The sequence below is a fragment of the Schaalia sp. HMT-172 genome (assembly GCF_030644365.1).
Lineage (GTDB): Bacteria > Actinomycetota > Actinomycetes > Actinomycetales > Actinomycetaceae > Pauljensenia.
This window is the reverse complement of record NZ_CP130058.1, coordinates 2,213,769-2,237,564: the sequence shown is the minus strand read 5'-3', so window position 1 is coordinate 2,237,564 and position 23,796 is coordinate 2,213,769. Positions and strand designations below refer to the sequence as shown.

The following is a 23,796-nucleotide window of genomic DNA, read 5'->3' as shown; positions in this document are numbered from 1 at the left end:
CTCCTCGACCGCGCTCACTCCCCGTCCGCTCGTGCCTCCAATGCGTCCGCCGCGGCCTCGATTTCCTCGCGCGACGGGCACGAGGCCGGACCGACGACCGTCGCTGACAGCGCACCCGCACAGTTGGCGAGGAGAAGCGCCCTGCCCAGGGGGATCCCCTGTGCGAGGGAGGCCGCCAGCACCCCGGAGTGCGCATCGCCAGCGCCATTCGTGTCGATCGCCTCGACGTGAGGAGTCGGGACGTGGGACGCGTCCTCATCGACGGCATCCGTGGCAGCCACCGAGGGACGAGCGACATATGCGCCCGCAGCTCCCGCGCGCACCACGACGGGGCGGCGCACCGCCGCACACACGGCCTCGGCGGCCCCGAGCGGCTCTCCGCACCGGTCGAGAAGGCTCCGATCGGCCGTCCGCTTCCCGATCTCCTGAGCTTCCCTGTGGTTCATCGAGATGATGACGTCGCGCGTCGGCAAGCCGTCCGGGATTCCGATGACGGGGGAGACGTCCAGCACGACGCGCACACCCTCGGGCAGGGCGTGCAGCGCAGCCTGAGCGGCTTCCCTGTTCGCGGGGTGATCCATGAGGTATCCGTCGACGTAGAGGACGTCCCCCGGGTGCATCGTGCGCACGACATCAGCCCACGCGCTCGCGGGTACCATCGTCTCGGCGCCCTTGGTCGAGATGAACGTGCGCTCGCCCGTGCGGTCCGTGAACGCGATGCAGAACCCGTTGTCGATGCCCGCGACGCGAGGCCCGGCATCCGCGATCCCCTCGCGCGCCAGCGCCGCTTGGATGAGCGAGGAGTAGGGGCCCTCGCCGATCGGGCTGAGGGAGACGGCCTCGGCCCCCATGCGCCGCGCCGCCACGAGGGCGTTGAAGCCCCCGCCCACGTGCATCCCCTCGTCGACGGCCCACACGTCGCCGCCAGGCCCCGGAAGGGCGTCGCCGCGCACGGCGAGGTCGACGAGGATCTGGCCCATGAGGACGACGCGGCCCGCCGGTGCGCTCGGCTCGGGGCACGAGGCCGGGGCCTCCTCCTCGGGAATCATCCCCTCGCCCTCGCGGGCCGGGGGCGCGCTCGCGGCAGGCTCGTGAGCCGCACGCAGCTCCAGGAGCTTGCTCGCGATTGGTTGCAGGCCGAGGCGAGAGACCTCCTCAACCTGAGCGAGGGCGCGGCCGTCGAAGACCCCGACCCCCGCTGCCGCGCCCAGGATCGCGCCCGCGATCGCGCCGATCGTGTCCGTGTCGCCGCCCAGATTCGCGGCATCCAGGAGGGCGCGCGGGGAGGGGTTGCGCGCGAGCAGTGCGAAGGCCATGGGAATCGCCTGCGCCGAGGCCACGGAGGAGCCGATCTGCTCGGCCAACAACTCCAGGGATGGTGACGGGGGAGTGGACGCTAGCTCCAGCGCCCGGCGCGTGGCCGCCACGACGTCCGGGTCCGGCGCCCACGCGCCGCGCGGGGACAGGAAAGCGACGTAGGACACGGCCTCCCACAACAGCGCCCGCACATCCGAGGCGGACGACGAAGCCGCATCGATCCCCAGGGACACGGCCGCCGCCACGAGCGCGGCCGACTGGAAGCCCTGTCGTGTCGCGTGCGTGACCTGACAGGACGACCACACGGACTCGGCGAAGGCCTCCGGATCCGCCGTCGACACCGCAATGCCGATCGGGGTCACGCGCATCGCCGCGCCATTCGTAGTTCCCGCCCCGCCCACGCTCAGCGGATCCTCGCCCGCGCGCACGCGCTCGAGCGCCGCCTTCGTGGAGGGGCCCAGCAGGTCGAGCGACCCGCGCGCAATCATCGAATCCTCCCAGGCCAGCAGCGCGTGAGCGAACTCGCCCGCGTCCAGGGCCGCGTGACCCGAAGAGGAGCCCCGGCCTCGTACCAGGAGGGAAGCAACCAACAGGGCCTGCTCCGTGTCATCCGTGACCGAACCGGCCGGCATACCCGGAGCGTAAGGCTGGCTCGCATCCGCATCCACCAGGCCCGCGATCCGCCCGTACACCGCGCGAATTTGCTCCGGGGACATCGCCTGCGTCGGCATTCCCAGCGCGTCTCCGAGCGCCAGCCCGGCCAGAGCGCCATGCGCGCGAGACAAACGAGGATCCATCCGTGCACCTCCAGCGCGGGCACGCGCCCGCAGATAGCGTGAACGCCCCGGACAATCCGGGGCGCGCGGTAGGCCCAGGGGGACTCGAACCCCCAACCTACGGATTAAAAGTCCGCTGCTCTACCATTGAGCTATAGGCCCATGCCCACATTGTAGAAGGAAGCGGTCCCCATGGCCCAATCAAACACTCCTCGCCGCCCGGCCATGCTCGACGCCGCGCGGGCGGAAACGATCATCGGCGACGAAGATCCCGCCTCCCTCGCCGCCGTCGCGCACACCGCCGCGTGGGCGCTCATGGGCATCGGTGACGACACCTTCACGGACGAGGACGTGGCGCGCCTGCGCGACACAGTGCGCACCCGCGGCATCGACACCATCGCCCACGTGTGGTCGCGCAGCCCCGAATTCACTCTCCCCGGCGCCCTGTGGCGCGTCTACCTGCTCCACGAGTGGTACCACCGCGATCCGCTCCTGGTGGCCGAGCGCTACGCCGACGGCTCGCGCGCGCCTATCATCCAGGGGCTCGAGGCCCCCGTCGAGCTGCGTTCCCTGAGCCTCATCATGGAAGAGGTCGACTCCCTGCTGAGGGGCGACCTCACCGACGACGACCTCGGGTACGTGCTCGGCGAGGCCTCCCGCGCCATGCGCGTCCTCGCCGCCGGCGAGGCCGGGGCCCTGTGGATCGAAGACCCCACCGACCCGCTCGCCCACCGCGTCACCATGCGCCACTGTGCCCTGCTGGCAACCGCCGACGAGCTCGACGTCGCGGCCCGCGAGGCCGCCGTCGGAACGCTCGACTGAGACACGTCCACCGGCGCGGAGCCCGCACCCCGCCGCCCCTTCCGCCCGCTCGTCACGGCCCACGAGGCCGCCGGATTCGCGCCCGGCGCAACCCCGACCTCGTGAAGGTGGCGCGCCCATCAGGGCGCGGTCGGCGCGGGGCGACTACCCTGGACCCTATGCGCCCGATGCCAGCCCCACGCCCCCAGCGACTCGTTCGCTCCGCGGGCGCGCTCGTCTGGCGCTTCGCCGACCCCACGCGCGTCGCGCGCCCCGGCGAACCCATCGACCCCGCGGACATCGAAGTCCTCATGGTCCACCGCCCCCGCTACCACGACTGGTCCTGGCCCAAAGGCAAGGCCGAAAACGGTGAACCGCTCCTCGCCGCCGCCGTGCGCGAAGTCGAAGAAGAGACAGGCCAGATCATCACCCTGGGCGCGCCCCTGACCACCCAGCGCTACCGGCTCGGCGGCGGGCAAACCAAGGAAGTCCACTACTGGGTCGGCACGCCCCTGCCCGCCGACGCCGCCGCCGCGCGCCTGCGTGCCCCCGCCGCTCGCGCGCCGCGCACCGAAATCGACCAGACCAGGTGGGCCAGCCCCGAGGCCGCCTCCGACATGCTGACCCGGCGAGGCGACCGTCGTCTCCTCGCCGACCTCGTCGCCCGCGCCAGCGAAGGACGCCTCGTCACCTCCACGATCCTGATTCTGCGCCCCGGGCCCGCAGACACCGCGCCTGAGAGCGCCTCCGCGTCAGCGGATGCGCCCGCGCCCGCCGCGCCAGCGACCCCCACGCCAGCGACCCCCACGCCCGCCGCGACCGCGACCGTGCCCGCCGCAGCCCCCAAGCCGCGCCCGGTGCCCAGCCCCGCGATCGTCGCCTCTGCGGCGGCACGCCGGGCAGCGCAGGTGGAGCGGGCCTCGGCCCTGACGACGCGGAACGCCCAACGGCCCGACGATCCGCCCCTCGGCCGATTCGGCGTGCGACAGGCCTTTGACCTCGTCGACCTCTTGAGCGCGTTCGGCGTCGATCGCGCCTTCGCGTCCCCGAGCGCCCGGGCGCGCCAGGCTCTCGCGCCGTGGGCAGCGCTCGGCGGCGGATCCGTGACGCTCGTGGATGCCCTCGGTACCCAGCCCGAGGCCGCCGAACAGATCGATGCGGACGCTCGAGCGGGCCGGGTGCGTGCCTTCGCCGCGCAGCGCCTACGCGAGCCGGGCGGTACGACGCTCGTGTCTGTGACCGGAGCCGCACGAGACCTCATCGTCGAGGAACTCCGGGCCTACGGGGCAAACACGGTCGCGGGCGGCGACCTCCCCACCCTCAAGCACAGCCAGATCCTGGTCGCCCACGTCGAGCTGGGGGCCGACGGGCCCCTCGTCGTCGCCCTGGAGACGCACGGCGTGACCACGAAGAACCCCGCAATCCAGCCGCGCAAGGCCTCCAAGAAGCACTGAGGCGACCCGGCATTAGCCGAGCCGCCACGATCGCGCGAAGGAACAGGGTCACATGTTGGAGTTCCTCGCGGAACCGGTGAGCTTACTGTCGTCCTTGGCGAAGAGGTAGCATTGCACCGTGTGGTCACCTTTTTCCCAGGTTTGTGAAACGGGAAGCATCCAGTCGTAGTCCAACGTGGAGTCCGCGACGGGCTTGCCGACGTAGTGCTCGAAGATCAGGCCGCAGACCTCGTCGCTCTCCTCGTTAAACTCGTCGTCGGACGGACGGTTCGTGCCTGCGAAGTCAAAAATATGAAAGTATTCCCCATCGTGAGGCTGGTTGCAGTCGACGCTGGTGACTTCACTGTCCTCATCGGGCCCGAACTGGAAACACTCCCCGATGTGTTGCTGCGTCTGCGTATCGACCGTCGCGGAGGCCGCCGGCGTGCGGGAGCCATTCGAAGGCTTGCGAGTTCCAGACATTGACACGGAACAGGCGGACAGGCCCAAACTCAGGATGGTGGCCGAGACCCCGAGGATCAGCGCGGGGCGCGCGGTGCGGGATGCGAAGGAACGTTGAGACATGATTCTCCTTGGAGCAACGACGCCTTCGCACACGTGATGGAAGAGCGCGGCGCGGCGAGCCTGATTGCTGATCGTAGTGCTATTTCCACTATACAACGCCGCGGCGACCGCACGATCCGGGTTCTTGGTGCCCACGATCGGAACTGCCCGGGAGCGCCCAGAAACGCCGACGGCGGCCCGGCCGAAGCCGAACCGCCGCCGCACAGGATGCGAATCACATGCCGGAGCCCTTGATGGACTGGTTCAGCGTCGAATCGTCATCGGTGGTCGCGATGCAGACGATCTCGCGGTCGCCCGTCGCCCAGGTCTGAACCGTGGGGTACATCCACACGATGCTCAGGTTGGAGTCCTCGTAGTCCTTGCCGACGTAGGGGGAGAAGGCTGCCAGGCAGGCGTCCGTTGCCTTCTTCTCCATGTCGTCCTCGGACGGGCGCGAGGCATCCGTCAGCTTGTGGATGTAAAAGACCTCGCCGTTGTGCGGCTGGTTGCAGTTGAACTCCTCGACGGTCGCGGCGGCGCCGTCGGGGGTGTTGATGCACTGGCCGACGTACATCGCAAACGCGGAGGTGTCGGAGCCGGTGGCCTCGGGGGAGGGGCTCTCCGAGGAGCGCGACGAGGAGGTCTCGGAGGAACGATCGGACGGGGTGCGGCCGCCGAAGGGCAGGCCAGAGCAAGCGGACAGGCCGAGGGCCAGGATCGCGGCGGAGGCGCCGAGAGCCAGGGCGGGACGCATTGCGTGGGACATAGTGCTCCTTGATGAGATGGGATCGCGGACCGCGGGAGGCGAAACCGCTCAGCTGCGACGACGCGGGCCCAGGGTGGTGCCCGTCGCCATGCTGTTGTCACTATAACAATTCAAATACCGTACGGTAAAGGGGAGGTGGTCCGGGTCATGCCGGGCCGCCTCACGAGCCACAGCAACATCACGCCACGGCCGGAGGCTGCTCAAAGGCCCGAATTGCGCACCGGCTGATACAGGGGGTCGCCGTCCGTGCGGATCGCGATGCACTGGATGGTGCGATCCCCCTCCGCCCAGCTCTCCTGGGACGGCACGTACCATGTGAAATCCAGCTCGGACTCGTCGTAGGGCCTGCCCACGTAGGCGTCGAAGGCGTCAACGCAGGTGTCCGAGGCCATGGCATTCATATCGTCCTCGGAGGGCATCTGCGAGGAGGTGATTGTCATGACGTGGAAAACCTCCCCCCAATGCTCCGTCGTACACACCGCGTTCTCGACGTCGTAAACAGTGCCCTCGCCCGGGTCCTGGATGCACTGGCCAACGTATAGGTCAAGGACGGAGCTGGTGGGCCCGGAAGAGCCCCCGGAAGAACCGCCGGACGAGCCCCCGGAGGAGCTGCGGGGACTCAGTGAGACGGGGAAGCAAGCGGACAGGCCCAGGCTCATGAGGGCCGCGCCGATGCCGAGAAGCATGCAGGAACGGGAGAGGTGAGACATGATCTTCCTTGTGTTGAGGGGGCGATGGCCTCGGGGAAGCCGCGCCGCTCATGCGACGGGGATGGCGTCGCGTTCGCACACTATAGCAGCAGCGATGAGGGGTGGTACATGCAACGGGTGGCACCCGGCCCAAAGGCCGCGTGCCACCCGACGGCGCCGACGAGGGAAGGCCTACAGGCCCGAATCCTTCACCGACGAGGTGAGTGTGGAGCGATCCATGGGACGCGCTAGGCACACAATCGCCCGATCGTTGTGCGCCCACGAATCCTTCGTCGGAATCATCCACGTCATGTCGAGAGTGGACGTCAGGTAGCTCGATCCGATGTACTCCTTGAAATGCTCGAGGCACTGGGCGCCGGCCTGCTTGTTGAGCTCCTCCTCGCCGGGGAAATCCCCGTCGTCGGCGGAGGTCACGTAGAAGACCTCGGCGTCATGCTCTCGGGTGCAGCCGGTCGTCTCAACCGTGGTCGCGGTCTTGTCCTCGGGCATGAGGATGCACTGGCCGACCCGCATGTGCATGACGGACGAATCCGAGCACGCGGCGAGCGGAATGAGAAGCGCGAGGGCCGCGACCAGGCCGACGAGACGACGGGAAGCCACTAGTGGACCCCCAGAGGCAGCGCCACGAGGAGGTACACGATGCCAGACACGACGGCCGCGGCCGGCAGCGTGAGGAACCACGCGGTGACGATGCTGCCCGCGACGCCCCAGCGAACCGCGGAGAAACGCTTCGTGCAACCCACGCCCATGATCGCCGTCGACACGACCTGTGTCGTCGAGATGGGGGCGTGGATGACGTAGGAGCACAGGTACAGGATCGAGGCGGACACGGCCTCGGCGGTGAAGCCGCGAGCCGGATCCAGGTCGATGATCTTGCGGCCAATGGTGCGCATGATGCGCCCACCACCGGCCATGGTACCCAGCGAAATTGCCAGAGCGCTCGAAATCTTCACCCACAGGGGCACGTTCATCTCGCCCGTGATCGGATCGAGGATGTTGTGGTGCTGGCCGTAACCGCCCGCCATGAGCGCCATGACGATGATGCCCATCGTCTTCTGCGCGTCCTGGATGCCGTGGCCCAGGGCCATCGCAGCCGAGGAGATGCGCTGGGCGGCACGGAAACGACGCATCGTGCGGTGATACTGGGCCTTGCGCAGCAGCCATAGAACGAACTTCATGACGATGTAGCCGACGATGAAACCGATGATGGGGGAGGCGAACATCGGGATCACAACGTGGCTCATGATGCCCCACCAGTGAACGACCGTGCCGCTCATGAGGCCGGCGCCCGCCATGCCACCGATGAGGGCGTGCGAGGAGGACGACGGGAGTCCGAACCACCAGGTGATCAGGTTCCAGATGCAGGCGCCCAGCAGGGCGGCCAGGATGATGACCAGGCCCTTTTGCTGCATCTCCGGCAGTGGAGACTCGGCGTAGTCGCTGATCGAGATGATGCCCTTACCGACCGTCTTGGCGACGGCCGTGCCCATCATGGCGCCGATGACGTTCATCGTCGCCGCCATGAGGAGCGCCGCGCGGGGAGTCCACGCGCGCGTCGACACGGAGGTCGCAATCGCGTTCGCCGCGTCGTGGAAGCCGTTCGTGTAACTGAAGAACAGCGCGACGACGATGACGACGCAGACGAGGATCAGATTCAGATCCACGGCTCAGGATTCCTTCAGTGCGAGGGACTCGATGACGTTGGCCAGCTCCTCGAAGGCGTCTGCGCAGGATTCGAGGCCCTGGACGATGTCCTTCAGCTTGATGATCGTGACCGGGTCGAGGCCCGAGTCGAACAGGGCCGTCAGGGTGCGGCGGTAGGCCAGGTCGCCCTCGTTCTCGAGGCGGTTGATTTCGATCCAGTAGTCGCGCATGTCGATGGGCGACTTGAGCTTGGGCATGTTCTCCGCGGTCAGGTCCGCGCAGTTCTTGATGACCTCGATCTGCGTGTTCAGCAGGGAGACCAGGGAGGAGGGGATGTCGGCGATGCCGTAGACGACGAGGAGGTCGCCGGCCTCGTCGATGAAGTCGAGGCAGTCGTCCAGGTGGGAGGCCAGCGACTGCAGGTCCTCGCGGTCGAAGGGGGTGATGAACGAGGAGTTGATGCGCTGGACGATGTCGTGGTTGAGTTCGTCGCCGCGGTGCTCGACCTCGTGGAGCTGGTCGCGCAGGGCGATGCGCTCTTCGGGGGAGGCGGCGTAGATGTGCGTCAGGAACTCGACGGCCTGCACGAGCTGGCGGGCCTGGGAGGTGAAGTCTTCAAAAAAGTCAGGGCCTTGGGTCTTGTTTCGGAATCCCATGGTGTATTCGGTCCTTCCAATGGTGAACGGCACTGTTGTGCTATCTGTAATCGTCCGTCATGGGGTGGGCAGACTTCAAGTTCAGATGCGCTTTTGTTACACCAATGATCGTGTTCTATCTCACGGGGTCGGCCGGGGTTTGATCTTCGGTCCTATGGACGAGGCCTGGGCGTGCTCGCGCGGACACGAAACGCCTTGTGGGTGGGCAGAAAGTCCCTGTCGGTCGGGCGGCCTGTGACTGGTTCGACTACGATTGTGGTGTGACCGGGACCAAGCGCCCGCAAGCGTGGGCATCGGTTCCGGCATGATTGATTCTGTCAATCGGGGACGCAGACGCGGCCTCGACAATTCAAAATGCCTCAGGAGGCAAAATGTCCGTGACCGAACAGGACGTTCGTGCGGCGGCTCCGGCCAACGCTCCCGAAGATGTCATCAAGTGGGTTGCTGAAATCGCTGCGCTGACCACCCCTGACGCCATCGAGTTCTGCGACGGCTCCCAGGAAGAGTGGGATCGCCTGACCTCTCAGATGGTCGAGAGTGGCATGTTCACCAAGCTCAACGAGGAGAAGCGCCCCAACTCCTTCCTTGCTCGCTCCAAGCCGTCCGACGTTGCGCGTGTTGAGTCCCGTACCTTCATCTGCTGTGAGAAGGAAGAGGATGCGGGCCCGACCAACCACTGGGCCGACCCCAAGGAAATGAAGGCCACCCTGCACGAGAAGTTCACGGGTGCCATGAAGGGTCGCACCATGTACGTGGTTCCCTTCTCCATGGGTCCCCTTGGTGGCCCCATCTCCCAGCTCGGTGTTGAGATCACCGACTCTCCCTACGTCGTTGTCAACATGCGCATCATGACCCGCATGGGTGCTGCTGCCATGGACCTCATCAATGAGGGCCGCGTGTGGGTTCCCGCCGTTCACTCCGTCGGCGTTCCTCTTGAGCCCGGTCAGGAAGACTCGAGCTGGCCCTGCAATGATGAGAAGTACATCACTCACTTCCCTGAGACCAACGAGATCTGGTCCTTCGGTTCGGGTTACGGCGGCAACGCCCTGCTCGGCAAGAAGTGCTTCGCCCTGCGTATCGCCTCGACGATGGCCCGCCGCGACGGCTGGATGGCCGAGCACATGCTCGTCCTGCGCCTGACCCGCGAGTCCACCGGCCAGCAGTTCCACGTCACCGCCGCCTTCCCGAGCGCCTGTGGCAAGACCAACCTCGCCATGCTCCAGCCCACGATCCCCGGCTACAAGGTCGAGACCGTCGGCGACGACATCGCGTGGATGCGCCCGGGCCCGGATGGCCGCCTGCGCGCCATCAACCCCGAGGCCGGCTTCTTCGGCGTCGCCCCCGGCACCTCCTACAAGACCAACCCCATGGCCATGGAGACCGGCAAGGCCAACTCCATCTTCACGAACGTCGCCCTGACCGACGACGGTGACGTGTGGTGGGAAGGCATCGACGGTGACGTTCCGGCGCACCTGATCGACTGGCACGGCAACGACTGGACCCCCGAGTCCGGCGAGAAGGCTGCTCACCCGAACAGCCGCTTCACCGTTCCCGCCTCGCAGTGCCCGATCATCTGCCCCGACTGGGAAGCCCCCGAGGGCGTCGCGGTTGACGCCGTCCTCTTCGGTGGCCGCCGCGCCACCAACGTCCCGCTGGTCGCCGAGCAGTACGAGCCCGCTCACGGCGTGTTCATCGGCGCCTCCGTGGCCTCCGAGGTCACCGCTGCCGCGACCGACGTCAAGGCCGGCTCGCTGCGTCATGACCCCTTCGCCATGCTGCCCTTCTGCGGCTACAACATGGCCGACTACTGGGGCCACTGGCTGGAGATGCAGGACAAGCTCGGCGAGGGCTTCCCGAAGGTCTACCAGGTCAACTGGTTCCGTAAGGATGAAGACGGTAACTTCATGTGGCCCGGCTACGGCGACAACTCCCGCGTCCTGGACTGGATCGTTCGCCGCGCCGCCGGCGAGGTTGAGGCCATCGACGGCGTGACCGGCCGCTACCCGAAGTTCGAGGACTTCAACCTCGACGGCCTGGACATTGACGAGGCCGTGTGGGCGAAGCTCTTCGCGATCGATCCCGACGCCTGGGCCGCCGAGATGGACGACACCGAGGAGTACTTCTCGCAGTTCGGCGACAAGCTCCCCGCCGCCATCACCGAGCAGCTGGCCAAGTTCCGCGCGCGCATTGCCGCCGCGAAGCAGGCCTGATTGACGCGGACCTGAGGGCGAGCCCCGGAGGAAACTCCGGGGCTCGCCCCTTTTTGACGACGTGTAGGCTTCGCCACGAGGTGTGCGAAAACTGACCGGGTTGCGTCATGTGAGTCTCGGCGGGCTACACTGGGAGGGCATACGACCGCGCACGCAAGGAGAGCCCGTGCCCAACTACTTGACGAATGATGAGCTGGCCCACGCCAAGGGCCTGCTCGATCGCATGACCGACATCTACCAGCACACCGTCGTCGGCCAGGAAGGCCTGCGCCGCGCGCTGACCGCCTCGCTGCTCGCGGGCGGCCACGTGCTGGTCGAATCTGTTCCCGGCCTGGCCAAGACGACGGCCGCGCAGACCCTCGCCTCCGCCGTGTCCGGCACCTTCCATCGCATCCAGTGCACCCCCGACCTGATGCCCAACGACATCGTTGGCTCTCAGATCTGGAACCAGGAGCGCGGCGAGATGGTCACCCAGCTGGGCCCGGTTCACGCCAACATGGTCCTCCTGGATGAGATCAACCGTTCCTCCGCGAAGACCCAGTCCGCGATGCTGGAGGCCATGCAGGAACGCCAGACCACCATTGGTGGTGTCAATCACAAGCTGCCGAGCCCCTTCATGGTCATGGCCACGCAGAACCCCATCGAGGAAGAAGGCACCTACATTCTGCCTGAGGCCCAGATGGACCGCTTCCTCCTCAAGGAGGTCATCACCTACCCCACGCCCGTCGAGGAGCTCGAGGTTCTGTCCCGCATCGACTCCGGCCAGATGACGATCCCGTCCCCGGCCGTCCCGATCACCCTCGACGACGTGCGCACCCTGCAGGAGGCGCGCCGCCGCGTCTTCATCCACGAGACCCTCAAGGCCTACATCGTGGACATCATCAACACGACCCGAGGCGCGGGCCCCAACCCGCTGCCCGGCTGGAGCAAGCACGTGCGCGTGGGCGCCTCCCCGCGTGGTGGCATCGCGCTCATGCAGATCGCCCAGTCGCTCGCCCTCATGGCGGGACGCAACCACGTCATGCCCGACGATATCAAGGAGATGCGCTACGGCATCCTGCGCCACCGCATCATCCGTACCTTTGACGCACTGGCCGACAACGTGTCCATTGAGGGCCTCATCGACGCCGTCTTCAACGCGGTCCCCGTTCCGTAACGAATACCGCTTCCACGCCCGTCGACTGTCTAGAGGAACGTCATGCCTGTACGCTCGCGCGAAATCCACGCGCTCTCCACGCGCATCCAGCTGCCCGTCATGCGCAAGCTGCTGTCCGTCATGGACGGCCAGCACTCTGCGCTGAGGCAGGGTCGCGGATGGGAGTTCATGGACTTGGCTCCCTATCAGCCGGGCGACGACGTGCGTGAAATCGACTGGGCGGCCACGGCGCGCACCGGTTCGCCGGTCATCAAGCGCCACGAGGCCACGGCGAACCTGCAGGTCATGCTCGTCGTGGACACGGGCCGCGAGATGGGCGCCCTCGCCCCCTCGGGTGAGACGAAGGAAGAGATCGCCCTGGCGGCGTGCGAGGCGATCGCCTGGCTGTCCGTCGCCCGAGGAGATCAGATCGGCCTCGTCGCGGGTGACTCCGAGCGCGTGCGTTTCATGCCCGCCCGCTCGGGTAACGCGCACGCGGAAACGGTGCTGCGCCGCATCGAGGAGGACATCACCCTGGGGTCGCCCCACTCGGACGTCCCCAAGCTGCTGGCGCGGGCCAGGACCGTCACCCGGCGGCGCAGCCTCATCGTGATCGTCACCGATTCCACGCAGCCCACCCCCTCGCGCGAGTCCGATGACCTTATCAAGTCCCTCACCGTGCGCCACCAGGTCATCCAGGTGTGTGTCGCCGACGTCGACCCCACCAGCCTCGAGAAGGGCACGGACGTCGTCGACGTCAACGAGGGGCCGCTGCCCGACTTCCTGCTGCGAGACTCGCAGCTGGCGGGCGAGGCCGCCAACGTCATGGCCGCGCGCTGCGCCGCCGTGACCCAGATGCTCGACAGGAGGGGAGTCATCCACGTGGACGTGTCGTCCAGCGAGGAAGTCCCTCGCGCGCTCATGCGCGCTCTTGAAAGGGGATCACATGTCCGGTGACACGAAGGAATACTTGCAGGATCCGGTGATCTATCCGAACTGGATGTGGGTCCTGGGGGTCACCCTGCTGGCGGCCGTCATCGGGTGGATCGTCTACTGCCTGTGGCGGTGGTGGACCTCGCGCATCGGCGAGGTCATGGAGCTCCAGACGATCACGGATGCGCGCCGCAAGAAGTACCTGCGCTACATCGATCAGATCGCGGATCGTTACGCCGACGCGGACCTGGACGCCCGCGGCGTGCACCTGGCGATCGCCGGCCTCATGCGCGCACTCGGCACGGAGCGTACCGGTCGTGACCTTGAGGTCGCGACCGTGCGTGAGGTCCGCGAGCTCGTGCCCGTGTGGCCGGGACTGGCAGACGTCCTGGAGGCATGCGAGGTCCCCAGCTTCACGGGTGAGAACATCCCCGTCGGCCAGCCCTCGCACGAGGCTGTGACGAACGTGTTGAGCAAGGCCGTGGAGGCGGTAAACGTATGAGGTTTTGGTGGCTTATTCCCCTCGTCCTGGTGGCGGTCGCCGCCGCGACAGGCGTCGGTTGGTGGTTCGCTCGTCGCGCCGGGCAGCGTTCGGGCAAGAAGGGCTGGGTGGCGAACTCCGGTTACCTGCGTGGCCTGCCCAAGTACCAGGCGCTGGTGCGCAGGACCCGTTCTTCCCTGGCGATGGCCCTCGTGTGCTTCATCATCGCGGTTATCGCGGCGTCGGTGTCCGCGGCGGCTCCCGTGGACCGCTACGTCAAGCACGACAAGTCCGCGAGCCGTGACATCGTGCTCTGCCTGGACGCCTCGGCCTCGATGCTGCCCTACGACTCGAAGATCGGCGACGCTTTCAAGCAGATCATCTCCCACTTCGAGGGCGAGCGAATCTCCCTGCAGCTGTGGAACGTTTACTCGACCACGATGTTCCCGCTCACCGACGACTACGAGATGGCCGACGACACGCTCACGGAGATGTCGGACGTCATTGATCGGGGCTTCTCCTCCTACGGCGGGCGCTACACGGCGACGCGGGAGCTCATCGAATACCTCCAGCCGACGCTGCCTGACGACGACGAGGAGCGTGCCTCCCTCGTGGGTGACGGCTTGGCCTCGTGCGTCATGGGCTTCGACCACAAGGACAAGACCCGCTCGCGTACGATCCTGCTGGCGACCGACAACGAGGTGTGGGGCGAGGGCATCTACAACCTCAGTGAGGCGATCGCCTTCGCCAAGCGTCAGAACGTGACCGTGACCGCCCTGTACCCCGGGTCGATGGATATGCTCTCCTCCGAGGCCATCGACCTGCGCGATCAGGTCCAGTCCACGGGCGGCGACTTCTATGACGCCTCCTCCCCGGCGTCCGTCGATAGCGTGGTCCAGCAGATCGAGGCCGAGCAGAAGGAAGACCTGGACTCAAACGGCAAGATGCTCGAAACCGACCGTCCGACGGCGGCCCTGGGATGGACCCTCGTGGGCGTCGTGTCACTGCTTGGTCTGCTCGCCTTCGGGAGGCTCTGACATGGTATTTCACCCCGTCATTAACCTGTTCCTGCTGATCCTCATCACGGTCGTCGCGGGCGTCTTCGTGTTCCTCACGTGGCACCGAGCGGTGCGCAAGAACGTGAAGGACGTCATCCGGCGTTCGCTCATCGTTGTCACGGTGCTGGTCATGGGTGCTGGCCCCTCCATCCCCGGCGAGGCCGTCGAGGTCACCTCCACCCTCGAGGTCTACTTCGTCATTGACCGCACCGGCTCGATGGCAGCGGAGGACTGGGACGGCGCCAAGCCCCGCATCGACGGCGTGCGCAACGACGTCGCGCTCCTCATGGGATCCCTCACCGGCTCGCGCTTCTCGATCCTGTCGTGGGATTCGAAGGTGCACATCGACATGCCGCTGACGACCGACTCCTCCGCGGTCGACGCCTACATGGGCAGCTTCGATCGCGAGCTGTCCTCCTCCTCGCAGGGTTCCTCACCCAACCGCCCCGCGGCGGAACTCGCCAAGCTCCTGAAGAAGAACAAGGAGCGTCACCCCCAGAATATTCGCGCCGTCTTCGTCTTCTCCGACGGTGAGACCTCGAACCAGGATCACTGGTCGACCGCTCCCACCGGCTCCGAGAGTGACTGGGACGAGGTCAAGCAGTACGTCGACGGCGGCCTGGTCATCGGCTACGGCACCGAGGAGGGCGGCAAGATGAAGGTCCTGCGCCTGGGAGACTCGGGCGCGCAGAGTGGCGGCGGGGACGAGTACATTCACGACAAGTCCCAGCCCGGCGACCCCATCGCGATCTCCAAGATCGACGAGGCCGCCCTGCGCTCCGTCGCGTCGCGCATCGGCGTGGACTACGTGCACTCGCCCGACAAGTCGGCCATCGAGTCCCACGCGCGCTCGCTCCTGGAAAACGCCTCGACGATCTCCGAGTCGCGCAATATGCAGTCCACCTACCGCTACATCATCTGGCCCTTCGCCCTCATCCTGGGCGGCCTCCTCGCGTGGGAGGGTGCAACCCTGGCGCTGCGCGCCCAACAGCTGAGGAATTCCCATGCAATCTGAGAACTCCGCCCGCGACGATGACCTCCTGCCCTTCGGCGCCCCCCAGGCTGACTCCGTCGACCCCGCGGTGCGCGCCAAGCTCACCCAGGCCTCGTCGGGCAAGCAGAAGATTCAGCGTTCCCCGCGAGCCCTGCGCCCCCTGTGGTACTCCATCCCGATCCTCGTGATCGCCCTTGTGATCTCGGCGTACCTGATCGGCATGACCCTGTGGTCGCGCTCGTCGCTGGGCCACTGGACGAAGGGAGAGTACCCGGCAGCGCAGGCAGGGTACGAGGGGCAGATGACGTGGACCTCCATCGGCATCGAACGCTGGGTGTCCCACTACAACCTCGGCACCACGCTGGTGCGCCAGGATGCCATCGACGAGGGCGTGGCCGAGCTGCGCACCGCCTACGACCTGGTGCCCAAGGCCACCGAGGTGCAGCCCGGGCGACTGGAACCCTTCTCCTACGAGTGCCGGGTGCGCGTCAACCTCGGCATCGGCATCGAAATCCAGGCGGACGCCCTGCGCTCGGCCAAATCTCTCGATGACGCCATCGCCGCCTACCAGGAGGCCGTCGACCTGATCTCGCCGTGCCAGACCGCCGGCGGAGGCGGCGGCCAGTCCGGCCAGTCCGGCCAGTCCGGAGGCCAGGGCCAATCCGGCAACCAGAGCCAATCCGGAGGCCAGGGCCAATCCGGCGACGATCAGCAGTCGGGCGGCTCCTCGGAGAACCCCGCGGATGAGAACAAGAGCCGCGTCCAGAAGAAGAAGGAAGACACCGAAAAGGAACAGCAGGGCGAAGACCCGAACCAGAACAAGCAGGATCCCCAGAATAACCAGGATCCCAAGCCCAACCCGAGTTCGAGCCCGACCCCCTCCAACAGCCCGACGTCCGACCCCTACGAGGGCGAGAACAGCGACGAAAAGCAACAGCGTCAGAAGCTGGAGGACCAGAACAGCGGCCGCGCGAAGGAACGCCGCGACCAGACCGACGACAAGCGCAGCGGCAACCCTAACGGTGCCTGGTGAGTCGTGATCGCGCGTCTCAACTTCGCTGTGACGTGCACCCATAAAACCCCGCGGTGGCCCGGAAGGCCACCAAACACCGATAGGCTTGAAACGTGAAGGTTCTTCTCGTTGGTAACGGAGGTCGCGAACACGCGATCGCCCGTGCGCTTGTACGAACGTCCACCCCCGAGCATCCCGTGTCGCTTGTCGTCCAGGCCGGTAACCCCGCGCTGGAACAGCTGGGCCGCTCGCTCACGATGGATCCGCTGGACCCGAAGGATGTCGTGCGACGCGCGACATCCGAGAAGGTCGACCTCGTGGTCGTCGGTCCCGAGGCCCCGCTCGTCGCGGGCGTCGCCGACGCGGTCCTCGACTACGGGATTCCGGTCTTCGGACCGACGAAAGATGCGGCCCGCCTGGAGGCCTCCAAGTCTTTCGCCAAGCAGGTGATGGCGGACGCCGGCGTGGCCACCGCCCGCTCCTTCACCTGCACGACCATGGATCAGGTGGAGGCCGCCTTCGACGACCTTGGTGCCCCCTACGTCGTGAAGGACGACGCCCTGGCCGCCGGCAAGGGTGTCGTCGTGACCACCGACCGCGCCCAGGCCTCGGACCACGCGCGCGCCTGCCTGGCGCGCGACGGGGGAGCGGTCGTCATCGAGGACTACCTCGACGGCCCCGAGGTCTCCCTCTTCTGCTTCGCCGACGGCGCGACCGTCGTCCCGCTCCAGCCCGCCCAGGACTTCAAGCGCGTGGGCGATGGCAACGAAGGCCCGAACACGGGCGGCATGGGCGCCTACAGCCCCCTCCCGTGGCTGCCCGAGGAAGCCACGCAGCGCATCGTCGAGGAGGTCGCCCAGCCCGTCGTCACCGAGATGGCCCGGCGTGGCACTCCCTTCCGCGGCCTCCTGTACTGCGGCCTCGCGATGACCTCGAAGGGCATCCGCGTCGTCGAATTCAACGTGCGTTTCGGCGACCCGGAGACCCAGGTGGTTCTCGAACGCCTCGACTCCCCGCTGGCGCCCATCCTGTACGCGGCCGCCACCGGCACTCTCGCGAAGGTCCCCGCCCCCGTGTGGAGCGAGGATGCCGCCGTCACGGTCGTCATGGCCTCGGGCGGCTACCCGGGCGCCACGGACACCGGGCACCCCATCACCGGCATCGAGGCGGCCGAGGCCTTGGAGGGCGTCCATGTCATCCACGCCGGCACCTCCGAGGAGATCACCGACGACCCGGCCGACGTTGCGGCCGGATGCTGCGGCTTCGAGCCGACCTACGCGCTCGTGAACTCGGGCGGACGCGTTCTCGACGTCGTCGCCCGCGCGGCCACCCTCGACGAGGCCCGGGCGCTCGCCTACCGGGGCGTGGACCTCATCCACTTCGAGGGCGAGCACCACCGTAGCGACATCGCAACGTGGCCCGCCGACCTGGCCGTCACACTCGACTAACGACACGATACTGAGGAGCATTATGCCCGCCTCCCTGCACGGTTGGACCCCCCTGAGCTCGGGGAAGGTTCGCGACATCTACGCTCCCGACGAGGCCGTGGTGGGCTCCGCTCCGGACACGCCCGCCGCCCAGGGCCGCCCGCGTCACGCGAAGGTGGGCCCGGAGGCGCTTCTCATGGTGACGTCGGATCGCATCAGCGCCTACGACTACGTGCTGCCGACCGAGATCCGCGGCAAGGGTGCGGTGCTCAACCAGCTGGCCATCTGGTGGATGGGCAAGCTGCGTCACCTCGTCGAAAACCACCTGCTGGCCGTGGGCAGCAAGGTCCCGGCGGAGGCCTCGCGCGCCCTCGAGGGTGCGCCGGCCACTCGCTTCGCGGTGCCCGCCGAGGTTGACGCGCGCGCGGTCGTGTGCCGCAGCCTGTACATGATCCCCATCGAGTGCGTCGTGCGCGGCTACCTGACGGGCTCCGGCCTGGCGGAGTACCGCCAGTCGGGGTCCGTGTGCGGCATCATACTGCCCGAGGGGCTGACCGAGGCCTCGCGCCTGGAAGAGCCGATCTTCACGCCCGCGGCGAAGGCTGAGCTGGGCGAGCACGACGAGAACATTACCTTCGAGCAGACCGTCGAGCGGATCGGCGAGGAGTACGCGAGCGCGATCCGTGACCTGTCGATCGCCCTGTACCGGGCCGCCCGCGATATCGCCGCCGAGAGGGGCATCATCATCGCGGACACGAAGTTCGAGTTCGGTATCGACGTGTCCACGGGCGCGATCGTGCTCGCGGACGAGATCCTTACCCCCGATTCCTCGCGCTTCTGGCCCGCGGACCGCTGGGTTGAAGGCCAGGTGACGCCGAGCTTCGACAAGCAGTACGTGCGCGACTGGCTGACCTCGGAGGAGTCGGGGTGGGACCGCGCCTCCGGGCAGAATCCGCCCGCGCTGCCCGACGCCGTCGCCGCCGCGACCGCTGCCCGCTACGTCGAGGCGTATCGCCGACTTACCGGGGTCGACCCGGTCCTGTAACCAACGTGCCCGCCGGGCAAGGTGCACGGCGGGATCCTCACCAACAACACAAGGAGGAACGCCGTGGGGCGAATCATCGTGGAAGTGATGCCGAAGCCTGAGATCCTGGATCCCCAGGGTAAGGCCGTCGGCTCGGCGCTGCCCAGGCTCGGAATCACGAGCTTTACGGCCGTGCGTCAGGGGAAGTGCTTCCACCTGACCGTGGACGGCCCCGTCACCGACGAGCTCCTGGAGCAGGCCCGCAAGGCCGCCGAAGAGGTCCTGTCCAACCCGATCATCGAGGACGTCGTGCGCGTCGAGGCCATCGACGAGGCCGACGCCCGTTACGCGGGAGGCGCGCAGTGACCCGCGTCGGAGTCGTCACCTTCCCCGGCACCCTTGACGACCGTGACGCCGCCCGCGCGGTTGAGACCGCCGGTGCTGAGGCCGTGTCCCTGTGGCATAAGGACGCCGACCTGCACGGCGTCGACGCGGTCGTCATCCCCGGAGGCTTCTCCTACGGCGACTACCTGCGCTGCGGCGCGATCGCCGCGACCGCCCCCGTCATGGGTGAGATCGTGCGCAAGGCCGGACGAGGCCTGCCCGTCCTGGGCATCTGCAACGGCTTCCAGGTCCTGTGCGAGTCGCACCTGCTGCCCGGCGCCCTCATCCGCAACGACCACCAGAAGTTCCTGTGCCGCGACCAGGTGCTGCGCATCGAAAACGCGGACACCGCGTGGACGCGCGCCTACAGCGCCGGCGACACCATCACCGTCCCCCTCAAGAACGGCGAAGGCAACTTCCAGGCCTCCCCCGCCGAGCTCGAACGCCTTGAGGGCGAGGGCCGTGTCGTGTTCCGCTACGTCGACGTTAACCCCAACGGAAGCGCCAACGACATCGCGGGCGTCACCAACGCAGCGGGCAACGTCGTCGGCCTCATGCCCCACCCCGAGCACGCGACCGAGGTCGGCTTCGGCCCGCTCTCCCTCGGACCCGACGGCGCCAGCCACCACGGCGGCATCGACGGCCTGGGCATCTTCCACTCCGTCCTCGCATCCCTCGTCGGCTGACGACGCCACCGCGCCCTCTCCCGTGAGGGCGCCCCGGCCTCGTCCATGATCTTTCGAATGGAAACACGAATGACCTCCGAAAATACCCGCGAGCTGCCCGACACCGTCGAGAACGCCGCCGCGACCCCCGGCCAGGACATGCCCTGGAAGGAACTCGGCCTCAAAGAGGACGAATACCAGCGCATCTGCGACATCCTCGGGCGCCGACCCACGAACGCTGAGCTCGCCATGTACTCCGTCATGTGGTCCGAGCACTGCTCCTACAAGTCCTCCAAGAAGCACCTCGCCGAGCAGTTCGGCGCGCGCACGACCGACGCCATGAGGAAGAACCTCCTCGTCGGCATGGGCCAGAACGCCGGCGTCGTCGACATCGGCGGCGGCTGGGCCGTTACTTTCAAGGTGGAGTCCCACAACCACCCGTCCTTCGTCGAACCCTACCAGGGCGCGGCCACCGGCGTCGGCGGCATCGTCCGCGACATCATCTCCATGGGCGCCCGTCCGATCGCCGTCATGGACCAGCTGCGCTTCGGCGCCGTCGACCACCCCGACACAGCGCGCGTCGTCCACGGCGTCGTCTCCGGCGTCGGCGGCTACGGCAACTGCCTGGGCCTGCCCAACATCGGCGGCGAAACCGAGTTCGACCCCTCCTACCAGGGCAACCCCCTCGTCAACGCGCTGTGCATCGGCAAGTTGCGCCACGACGACATCCACCTGGCCAACGCAACCGGCGAAGGAAACCTCGTCGTCCTCTTCGGCGCGCGCACCGGCGGCGACGGCATCGGCGGCGCCTCCATCCTCGCCTCCGAGACCTTCGAAGACGGCATGCCCGCCAAGCGCCCCTCCGTCCAGGTGGGCGACCCCTTCATGGAGAAGGTTCTCATCGAGTGCTGCCTCGACCTGTTCGAAGCCGACGTCGTCCAGGGCATCCAGGACCTCGGTGCCGCGGGCATCTCGTGCGCGACCTCCGAGCTGGCCTCCAACGGCGACTCCGGCATGCACGTCGACCTCGAGAACGTGCTCCTGCGCGACCCCACGCTCACCGCAGGCGAGATCCTCATGAGCGAGTCCCAGGAACGCATGATGGCGATCGTGACCCCGCAGGATCGCGAGCGCTTCTTCGAGATCATCGACAAGTGGGACGTCGAGGCCGCTGTCATCGGTCACCTGACCGGCGACGGGCGCCTCACGATCGACCACTACGGCCACCGCATCGTCGACGTCGACCCGAAGACCGTCGCCCACGAGGGCCCCGTCTACGACCGCCCCTACGCGCGCCCCGCGTGGCAGGACGAGCTGCAGGCCGCCACCTCCGAGGAGCTTGCGCGCCCCGCCACGCGCGAGGAGCTCATCGCCGACGTGCGCGCCGTCCTCTCCGACGTCAACCAGGCCTCCAAAGCGTGGGTCACCGACCAGTACGACCGCTACGTGCAGGGCAACACCGCCCTGGCCCAGCCCGACGACGCGGGCGTCATCCGCATCGACGAGGAAAGCGGCCTCGGTGTCGCTCTGTCGACCGACGCGAACGGCTGGTACACGAAGCTCGACCCGGCCGCGGGAGCCCGCCAGGCCCTCGCCGAGTCCTACCGTAACGTCGCCGTCGTCGGCGCCGAGCCCGTCGCCATCACGGACTGCCTGAACTTCGGCAACCCCGAAGACACGGACGCCATGTGGCAGCTGGTGACCGCCATGACCGCGCTCGCGGACGGCTGCATCGAGCTGGAGATCCCCGTGACCGGCGGCAACGTGTCGCTGTACAACTCGTCGGGCACCGAGAAGGGCCTGCCGAACTCGTCGATCAACCCGACGCCCGTCATCGGCATGCTCGGCATCCTCCCCGACGTGACGCGCGCCAACCCCTCCGGCTTCACCGAAGAGGGCCTCGCCGTCATCCTCCTGGGCACTACCCGCGAGGAGTTCGACGGGTCCGCGTGGGCGCGCATCGCCCGCTCGCACCTGGGCGGCCTGCCGCCCGAGGTAGACCTGAAGGCCGAGGTGGCCCTCGGTAACGTCGTGCGCGCGCTGAGCGCCGCCGACGGCCCGGACGGTCGGCCCCTCGTGCGCGCCGCACACGACCTGTCGAACGGCGGCCTCGTGCAGTCCCTCGTGGACTCGGCGCTGCGCTTCGGCATCGGTGGGACCTTCGACGTCGCCAGCGCCGCGCGCCGCGACTGCGTTGGCGACCACGAGATGCTCCTGTCCGAGTCTCAGGCCCGCGCCTTCGTCGCGGTGCCCGAGGCGGCGCTCAAGGCCGTGTTCGCGGCCGCCGAGGCGGAGGGCGTGGACGCCGTGCGCATCGGCACGACGGGTGGTGACATGCTCGCGATCAGCGGCGTGGATCTGCTCGCCGCCGAGGGCGAGGGCTGCGGCTGGATCGCCTCGATCGACGAGCTGCGTGAGCTGAGCGAGACCGGACGCAAGCACTTCTGAGTTGCGTCTGATCGAGCGCCTGGGGGCGCGGGCCTGTCGGCCCGCGCCCCTTCGCTGTGCGGTGCCTGCTTGTCGGCGTTGTTCATGCCAGCTGGGCCGCTGGTCTGAGGCGTCGGACCAGCGGCTTAAATTAACGGACGCCGGCCCGCGAATCGCACGATTCGCGGGCCGAGTCGATGAGGCGGCAGTGTCGTCCCCGTGGAAGCGTCCTCCTACGAGAACTTGGGGTCTGCCCAGATGGGGATGACGCTAATGTCGCTCTTGCGGCTCTCTCCCTGCGCCGCCTCCGCGACTACCTTTAGCTTGAGGCGCGGAACCGACGAGACGTCGATGCTGAACTCCTTCGCCTCGTTGAGGCGTAGGGACGCCGTGTCGAGGACCTTGTCCGAGATAGGGTCGCTGATCTCGAAGGTCACCGTGATGTTTGTGTCGCGCGAGTAGTCCGACTGGCCCGCTGTGATGGCAAAGGTCTTGGCGCCTTGCGGCACAAGGAGCTCAACGGAGCCGTCGTCCAGTTTCTTCTCGAGTTCGCATTTGAAGCCGTTGTTGTAAACCTTGCGCGAGATGGCGGAGGTGTCTCTCGAACTATCGAGAGACTCCCAGAAGTTTTGCCGGTAGTCTCCTTGTCCGCATTCTTGCTTCGTGACCGCCTGGTCCAGCGTCGGGTTCCACTCGGGGGACTTGCTGGCCATTGCGCTCGGCGTCGGCGACGCGATCGAGGCGGACGGGGTAGGAGAGGGTGTCGTGGCCGTCGGGCTCGGCGAGGCCGTGGTGGGCTCCGGGGTGGCGGTAGGAGTGGGCGTGGCGTCTGGCTTGGGGGCGTGCGAGCATGCCGCCAGCAAGAGCGACAAGCCAGCGGCGATGATGGCTGCGCGGCGCTTGGACCCGGTACATTGAGAGTGAAACATCGTTGTGTTCTCTTTCACTGGAGAGGAATTGCTCTGAGAATAGATTCCCGGGAAGGGTCTGTCAACTAAGGTATTAGTAGTAATACAGGCATACCGATCATGCTCGTTTCGCGCGGTAGCCCGGGCGTCTCGCGCCGGTGGGGCGAACTGTCCGAAGGAGCCTTCGACGAGAACGCCGTGGCGCCAGAGGCCTTCGAGGGTCCTCTCACGGGCCCCGACGCTGTCCGCTCATTGTCCGCGTCAACGACGTGTACAGACAACCGACGCGGCGATGCGCCGACGCCCCCGTCGGAGCCCGCGCTCCGCACATTGTTATGTTTCTGAAAGCTTGCCAGTACACGCTCTGGAGTGGCCTTATCGTGCCTGTGCTTGAATGCGTTTCATGCTGTTTCGTCGTGGATGGCAACGAACAAGTCGCCCGCGACAATACAACTCTTGAGAGTTTTCCCA

Annotated in this window: 22 protein-coding genes and 1 tRNA gene; 14 read left to right on the top strand and 9 right to left on the bottom strand. The window is 67.3% G+C overall.

The genetic code is table 11. The features are described from left to right. Nucleotides 1-14 precede the first annotated feature (14 nt). Complete coding sequence (locus QU663_RS09385; RefSeq protein ID WP_021611083.1) at nt 15-2,114, bottom strand: PfkB family carbohydrate kinase; 2,100 nt, start codon at nt 2,112-2,114, stop codon at nt 15-17. A 69-nt stretch (nt 2,115-2,183) separates the two neighbouring features. Continuing rightward, nucleotides 2,184-2,255, bottom strand: a tRNA-Lys gene (locus QU663_RS09380). A 30-nt stretch (nt 2,256-2,285) separates the two neighbouring features. Here QU663_RS09380 and QU663_RS09375 point away from each other — a divergent pair. After that, nucleotides 2,286-2,915, top strand: coding sequence for a hypothetical protein (locus QU663_RS09375; protein WP_034480478.1), 630 nt, complete (start codon nt 2,286-2,288; stop codon nt 2,913-2,915). A 167-nt stretch (nt 2,916-3,082) separates the two neighbouring features. Next, nucleotides 3,083-4,348, top strand: a complete 1,266-nt coding sequence (locus QU663_RS09370; protein WP_304990706.1) for an NUDIX domain-containing protein — start codon at nt 3,083-3,085, stop codon at nt 4,346-4,348. 48 nt (nt 4,349-4,396) lie between these two features. On the opposite strand, the gene QU663_RS09365 is transcribed toward QU663_RS09370, so the two are convergent. From QU663_RS09365 to QU663_RS09340, 6 genes are all read right to left on the bottom strand, one after another. Continuing rightward, nucleotides 4,397-4,912: a septum formation family protein gene (locus QU663_RS09365; protein ID WP_021611425.1), complete on the bottom strand. Its 516-nt coding sequence runs from the start codon at nt 4,910-4,912 to the stop codon at nt 4,397-4,399. Between the two features lie 214 nt (nt 4,913-5,126). After that, nucleotides 5,127-5,657, bottom strand: coding sequence for a septum formation family protein (locus tag QU663_RS09360; RefSeq protein ID WP_051267749.1), 531 nt, complete (start codon nt 5,655-5,657; stop codon nt 5,127-5,129). A 200-nt stretch (nt 5,658-5,857) separates the two neighbouring features. Further along, nucleotides 5,858-6,367: a septum formation family protein gene (locus tag QU663_RS09355; RefSeq protein WP_051267747.1), complete on the bottom strand. Its 510-nt coding sequence runs from the start codon at nt 6,365-6,367 to the stop codon at nt 5,858-5,860. A gap of 171 nt (nt 6,368-6,538) precedes the next feature. After that, complete coding sequence (locus QU663_RS09350; RefSeq protein ID WP_021611422.1) at nt 6,539-6,967, bottom strand: septum formation family protein; 429 nt, start codon at nt 6,965-6,967, stop codon at nt 6,539-6,541. Beyond that, the gene (locus tag QU663_RS09345) at nt 6,967-8,031 is read right to left on the bottom strand and encodes an inorganic phosphate transporter (RefSeq protein WP_021611421.1); all 1,065 of its coding nucleotides are present in this window, start codon (nt 8,029-8,031) and stop codon (nt 6,967-6,969) included. Before QU663_RS09345 ends, QU663_RS09350 begins: the two co-directional genes overlap by 1 nt. A 3-nt stretch (nt 8,032-8,034) precedes the next feature. Next, nucleotides 8,035-8,667, bottom strand: a complete 633-nt coding sequence (locus QU663_RS09340; RefSeq protein WP_021611420.1) for a DUF47 domain-containing protein — start codon at nt 8,665-8,667, stop codon at nt 8,035-8,037. 371 nt (nt 8,668-9,038) lie between these two features. Between QU663_RS09340 and QU663_RS09335 the strand changes: the two genes are divergently transcribed. The 12 genes from QU663_RS09335 (at nt 9,039) to purL (ending at nt 22,438) form a co-directional block, all read left to right on the top strand. Then, nucleotides 9,039-10,877 (top strand): phosphoenolpyruvate carboxykinase (GTP), encoded by a 1,839-nt coding sequence (locus QU663_RS09335; protein WP_021611418.1) that lies wholly within the window; start codon nt 9,039-9,041, stop codon nt 10,875-10,877. A gap of 166 nt (nt 10,878-11,043) precedes the next feature. Beyond that, the gene (locus tag QU663_RS09330) at nt 11,044-12,033 is read left to right on the top strand and encodes a MoxR family ATPase (RefSeq protein ID WP_009059513.1); all 990 of its coding nucleotides are present in this window, start codon (nt 11,044-11,046) and stop codon (nt 12,031-12,033) included. Between the two features lie 42 nt (nt 12,034-12,075). Continuing rightward, complete coding sequence (locus tag QU663_RS09325; protein WP_009059504.1) at nt 12,076-12,969, top strand: DUF58 domain-containing protein; 894 nt, start codon at nt 12,076-12,078, stop codon at nt 12,967-12,969. Further along, nucleotides 12,959-13,447, top strand: a complete 489-nt coding sequence (locus QU663_RS09320) for a hypothetical protein (protein WP_021611417.1) — start codon at nt 12,959-12,961, stop codon at nt 13,445-13,447. The genes QU663_RS09325 and QU663_RS09320 overlap by 11 nt, the downstream gene beginning before the upstream one ends. After that, nucleotides 13,444-14,463: a hypothetical protein gene (locus QU663_RS09315; protein WP_021611416.1), complete on the top strand. Its 1,020-nt coding sequence runs from the start codon at nt 13,444-13,446 to the stop codon at nt 14,461-14,463. Before QU663_RS09320 ends, QU663_RS09315 begins: the two co-directional genes overlap by 4 nt. A 1-nt stretch (nt 14,464) precedes the next feature. Next, the gene (locus QU663_RS09310; protein WP_021611415.1) at nt 14,465-15,499 is read left to right on the top strand and encodes a vWA domain-containing protein; all 1,035 of its coding nucleotides are present in this window, start codon (nt 14,465-14,467) and stop codon (nt 15,497-15,499) included. Further along, nucleotides 15,489-16,511, top strand: a complete 1,023-nt coding sequence (locus QU663_RS09305; RefSeq protein WP_021611414.1) for a hypothetical protein — start codon at nt 15,489-15,491, stop codon at nt 16,509-16,511. Before QU663_RS09310 ends, QU663_RS09305 begins: the two co-directional genes overlap by 11 nt. A gap of 92 nt (nt 16,512-16,603) precedes the next feature. Next, nucleotides 16,604-17,938: a phosphoribosylamine--glycine ligase gene (gene purD, locus QU663_RS09300; RefSeq protein ID WP_034480836.1), complete on the top strand. Its 1,335-nt coding sequence runs from the start codon at nt 16,604-16,606 to the stop codon at nt 17,936-17,938. A 22-nt stretch (nt 17,939-17,960) separates the two neighbouring features. After that, the gene (locus QU663_RS09295; RefSeq protein ID WP_021611412.1) at nt 17,961-18,962 is read left to right on the top strand and encodes a phosphoribosylaminoimidazolesuccinocarboxamide synthase; all 1,002 of its coding nucleotides are present in this window, start codon (nt 17,961-17,963) and stop codon (nt 18,960-18,962) included. Between the two features lie 63 nt (nt 18,963-19,025). Next, the gene (gene purS / locus QU663_RS09290) at nt 19,026-19,307 is read left to right on the top strand and encodes a phosphoribosylformylglycinamidine synthase subunit PurS (protein ID WP_009059502.1); all 282 of its coding nucleotides are present in this window, start codon (nt 19,026-19,028) and stop codon (nt 19,305-19,307) included. Further along, complete coding sequence (purQ, locus tag QU663_RS09285; protein WP_021611410.1) at nt 19,304-20,011, top strand: phosphoribosylformylglycinamidine synthase subunit PurQ; 708 nt, start codon at nt 19,304-19,306, stop codon at nt 20,009-20,011. The genes purS and purQ overlap by 4 nt, the downstream gene beginning before the upstream one ends. A gap of 69 nt (nt 20,012-20,080) precedes the next feature. Then, a complete protein-coding gene (gene purL / locus QU663_RS09280) occupies nt 20,081-22,438 on the top strand; it encodes a phosphoribosylformylglycinamidine synthase subunit PurL (protein ID WP_009059508.1) in 2,358 nt (785 codons plus the stop codon). A gap of 212 nt (nt 22,439-22,650) precedes the next feature. On the opposite strand, the gene QU663_RS09275 is transcribed toward purL, so the two are convergent. Then, nucleotides 22,651-23,346, bottom strand: coding sequence for a hypothetical protein (locus QU663_RS09275; RefSeq protein WP_198010210.1), 696 nt, complete (start codon nt 23,344-23,346; stop codon nt 22,651-22,653). Between the last annotated feature and the right edge of the window lie 450 nt (nt 23,347-23,796).

Excerpts from the sequence above, each read along its gene's own strand:
- QU663_RS09355 (WP_051267747.1), bottom strand. The coding sequence starts at position 6,367 with ATGTCTCACCTCTCCCGTTCCTGCATGCTTCTCGGCATCGGCGCGGCC.
- purL (WP_009059508.1), top strand. The coding sequence starts at position 20,081 with ATGACCTCCGAAAATACCCGCGAGCTGCCCGACACCGTCGAGAACGCC.
- QU663_RS09305 (WP_021611414.1), top strand. The coding sequence starts at position 15,489 with ATGCAATCTGAGAACTCCGCCCGCGACGATGACCTCCTGCCCTTCGGC.
- QU663_RS09315 (WP_021611416.1), top strand. The coding sequence starts at position 13,444 with ATGAGGTTTTGGTGGCTTATTCCCCTCGTCCTGGTGGCGGTCGCCGCC.
- QU663_RS09370 (WP_304990706.1), top strand. The coding sequence starts at position 3,083 with ATGCCAGCCCCACGCCCCCAGCGACTCGTTCGCTCCGCGGGCGCGCTC.
- QU663_RS09385 (WP_021611083.1), bottom strand. The coding sequence starts at position 2,114 with ATGGATCCTCGTTTGTCTCGCGCGCATGGCGCTCTGGCCGGGCTGGCG.
- QU663_RS09320 (WP_021611417.1), top strand. The coding sequence starts at position 12,959 with ATGTCCGGTGACACGAAGGAATACTTGCAGGATCCGGTGATCTATCCG.
- QU663_RS09365 (WP_021611425.1), bottom strand. The coding sequence starts at position 4,912 with ATGTCTCAACGTTCCTTCGCATCCCGCACCGCGCGCCCCGCGCTGATC.
- QU663_RS09360 (WP_051267749.1), bottom strand. The coding sequence starts at position 5,657 with ATGTCCCACGCAATGCGTCCCGCCCTGGCTCTCGGCGCCTCCGCCGCG.
- QU663_RS09325 (WP_009059504.1), top strand. The coding sequence starts at position 12,076 with ATGCCTGTACGCTCGCGCGAAATCCACGCGCTCTCCACGCGCATCCAG.
- QU663_RS09340 (WP_021611420.1), bottom strand. The coding sequence starts at position 8,667 with ATGGGATTCCGAAACAAGACCCAAGGCCCTGACTTTTTTGAAGACTTC.
- QU663_RS09310 (WP_021611415.1), top strand. The coding sequence starts at position 14,465 with ATGGTATTTCACCCCGTCATTAACCTGTTCCTGCTGATCCTCATCACG.
- QU663_RS09375 (WP_034480478.1), top strand. The coding sequence starts at position 2,286 with ATGGCCCAATCAAACACTCCTCGCCGCCCGGCCATGCTCGACGCCGCG.
- QU663_RS09335 (WP_021611418.1), top strand. The coding sequence starts at position 9,039 with ATGTCCGTGACCGAACAGGACGTTCGTGCGGCGGCTCCGGCCAACGCT.
- QU663_RS09295 (WP_021611412.1), top strand. The coding sequence starts at position 17,961 with ATGCCCGCCTCCCTGCACGGTTGGACCCCCCTGAGCTCGGGGAAGGTT.
- QU663_RS09275 (WP_198010210.1), bottom strand. The coding sequence starts at position 23,346 with ATGTTTCACTCTCAATGTACCGGGTCCAAGCGCCGCGCAGCCATCATC.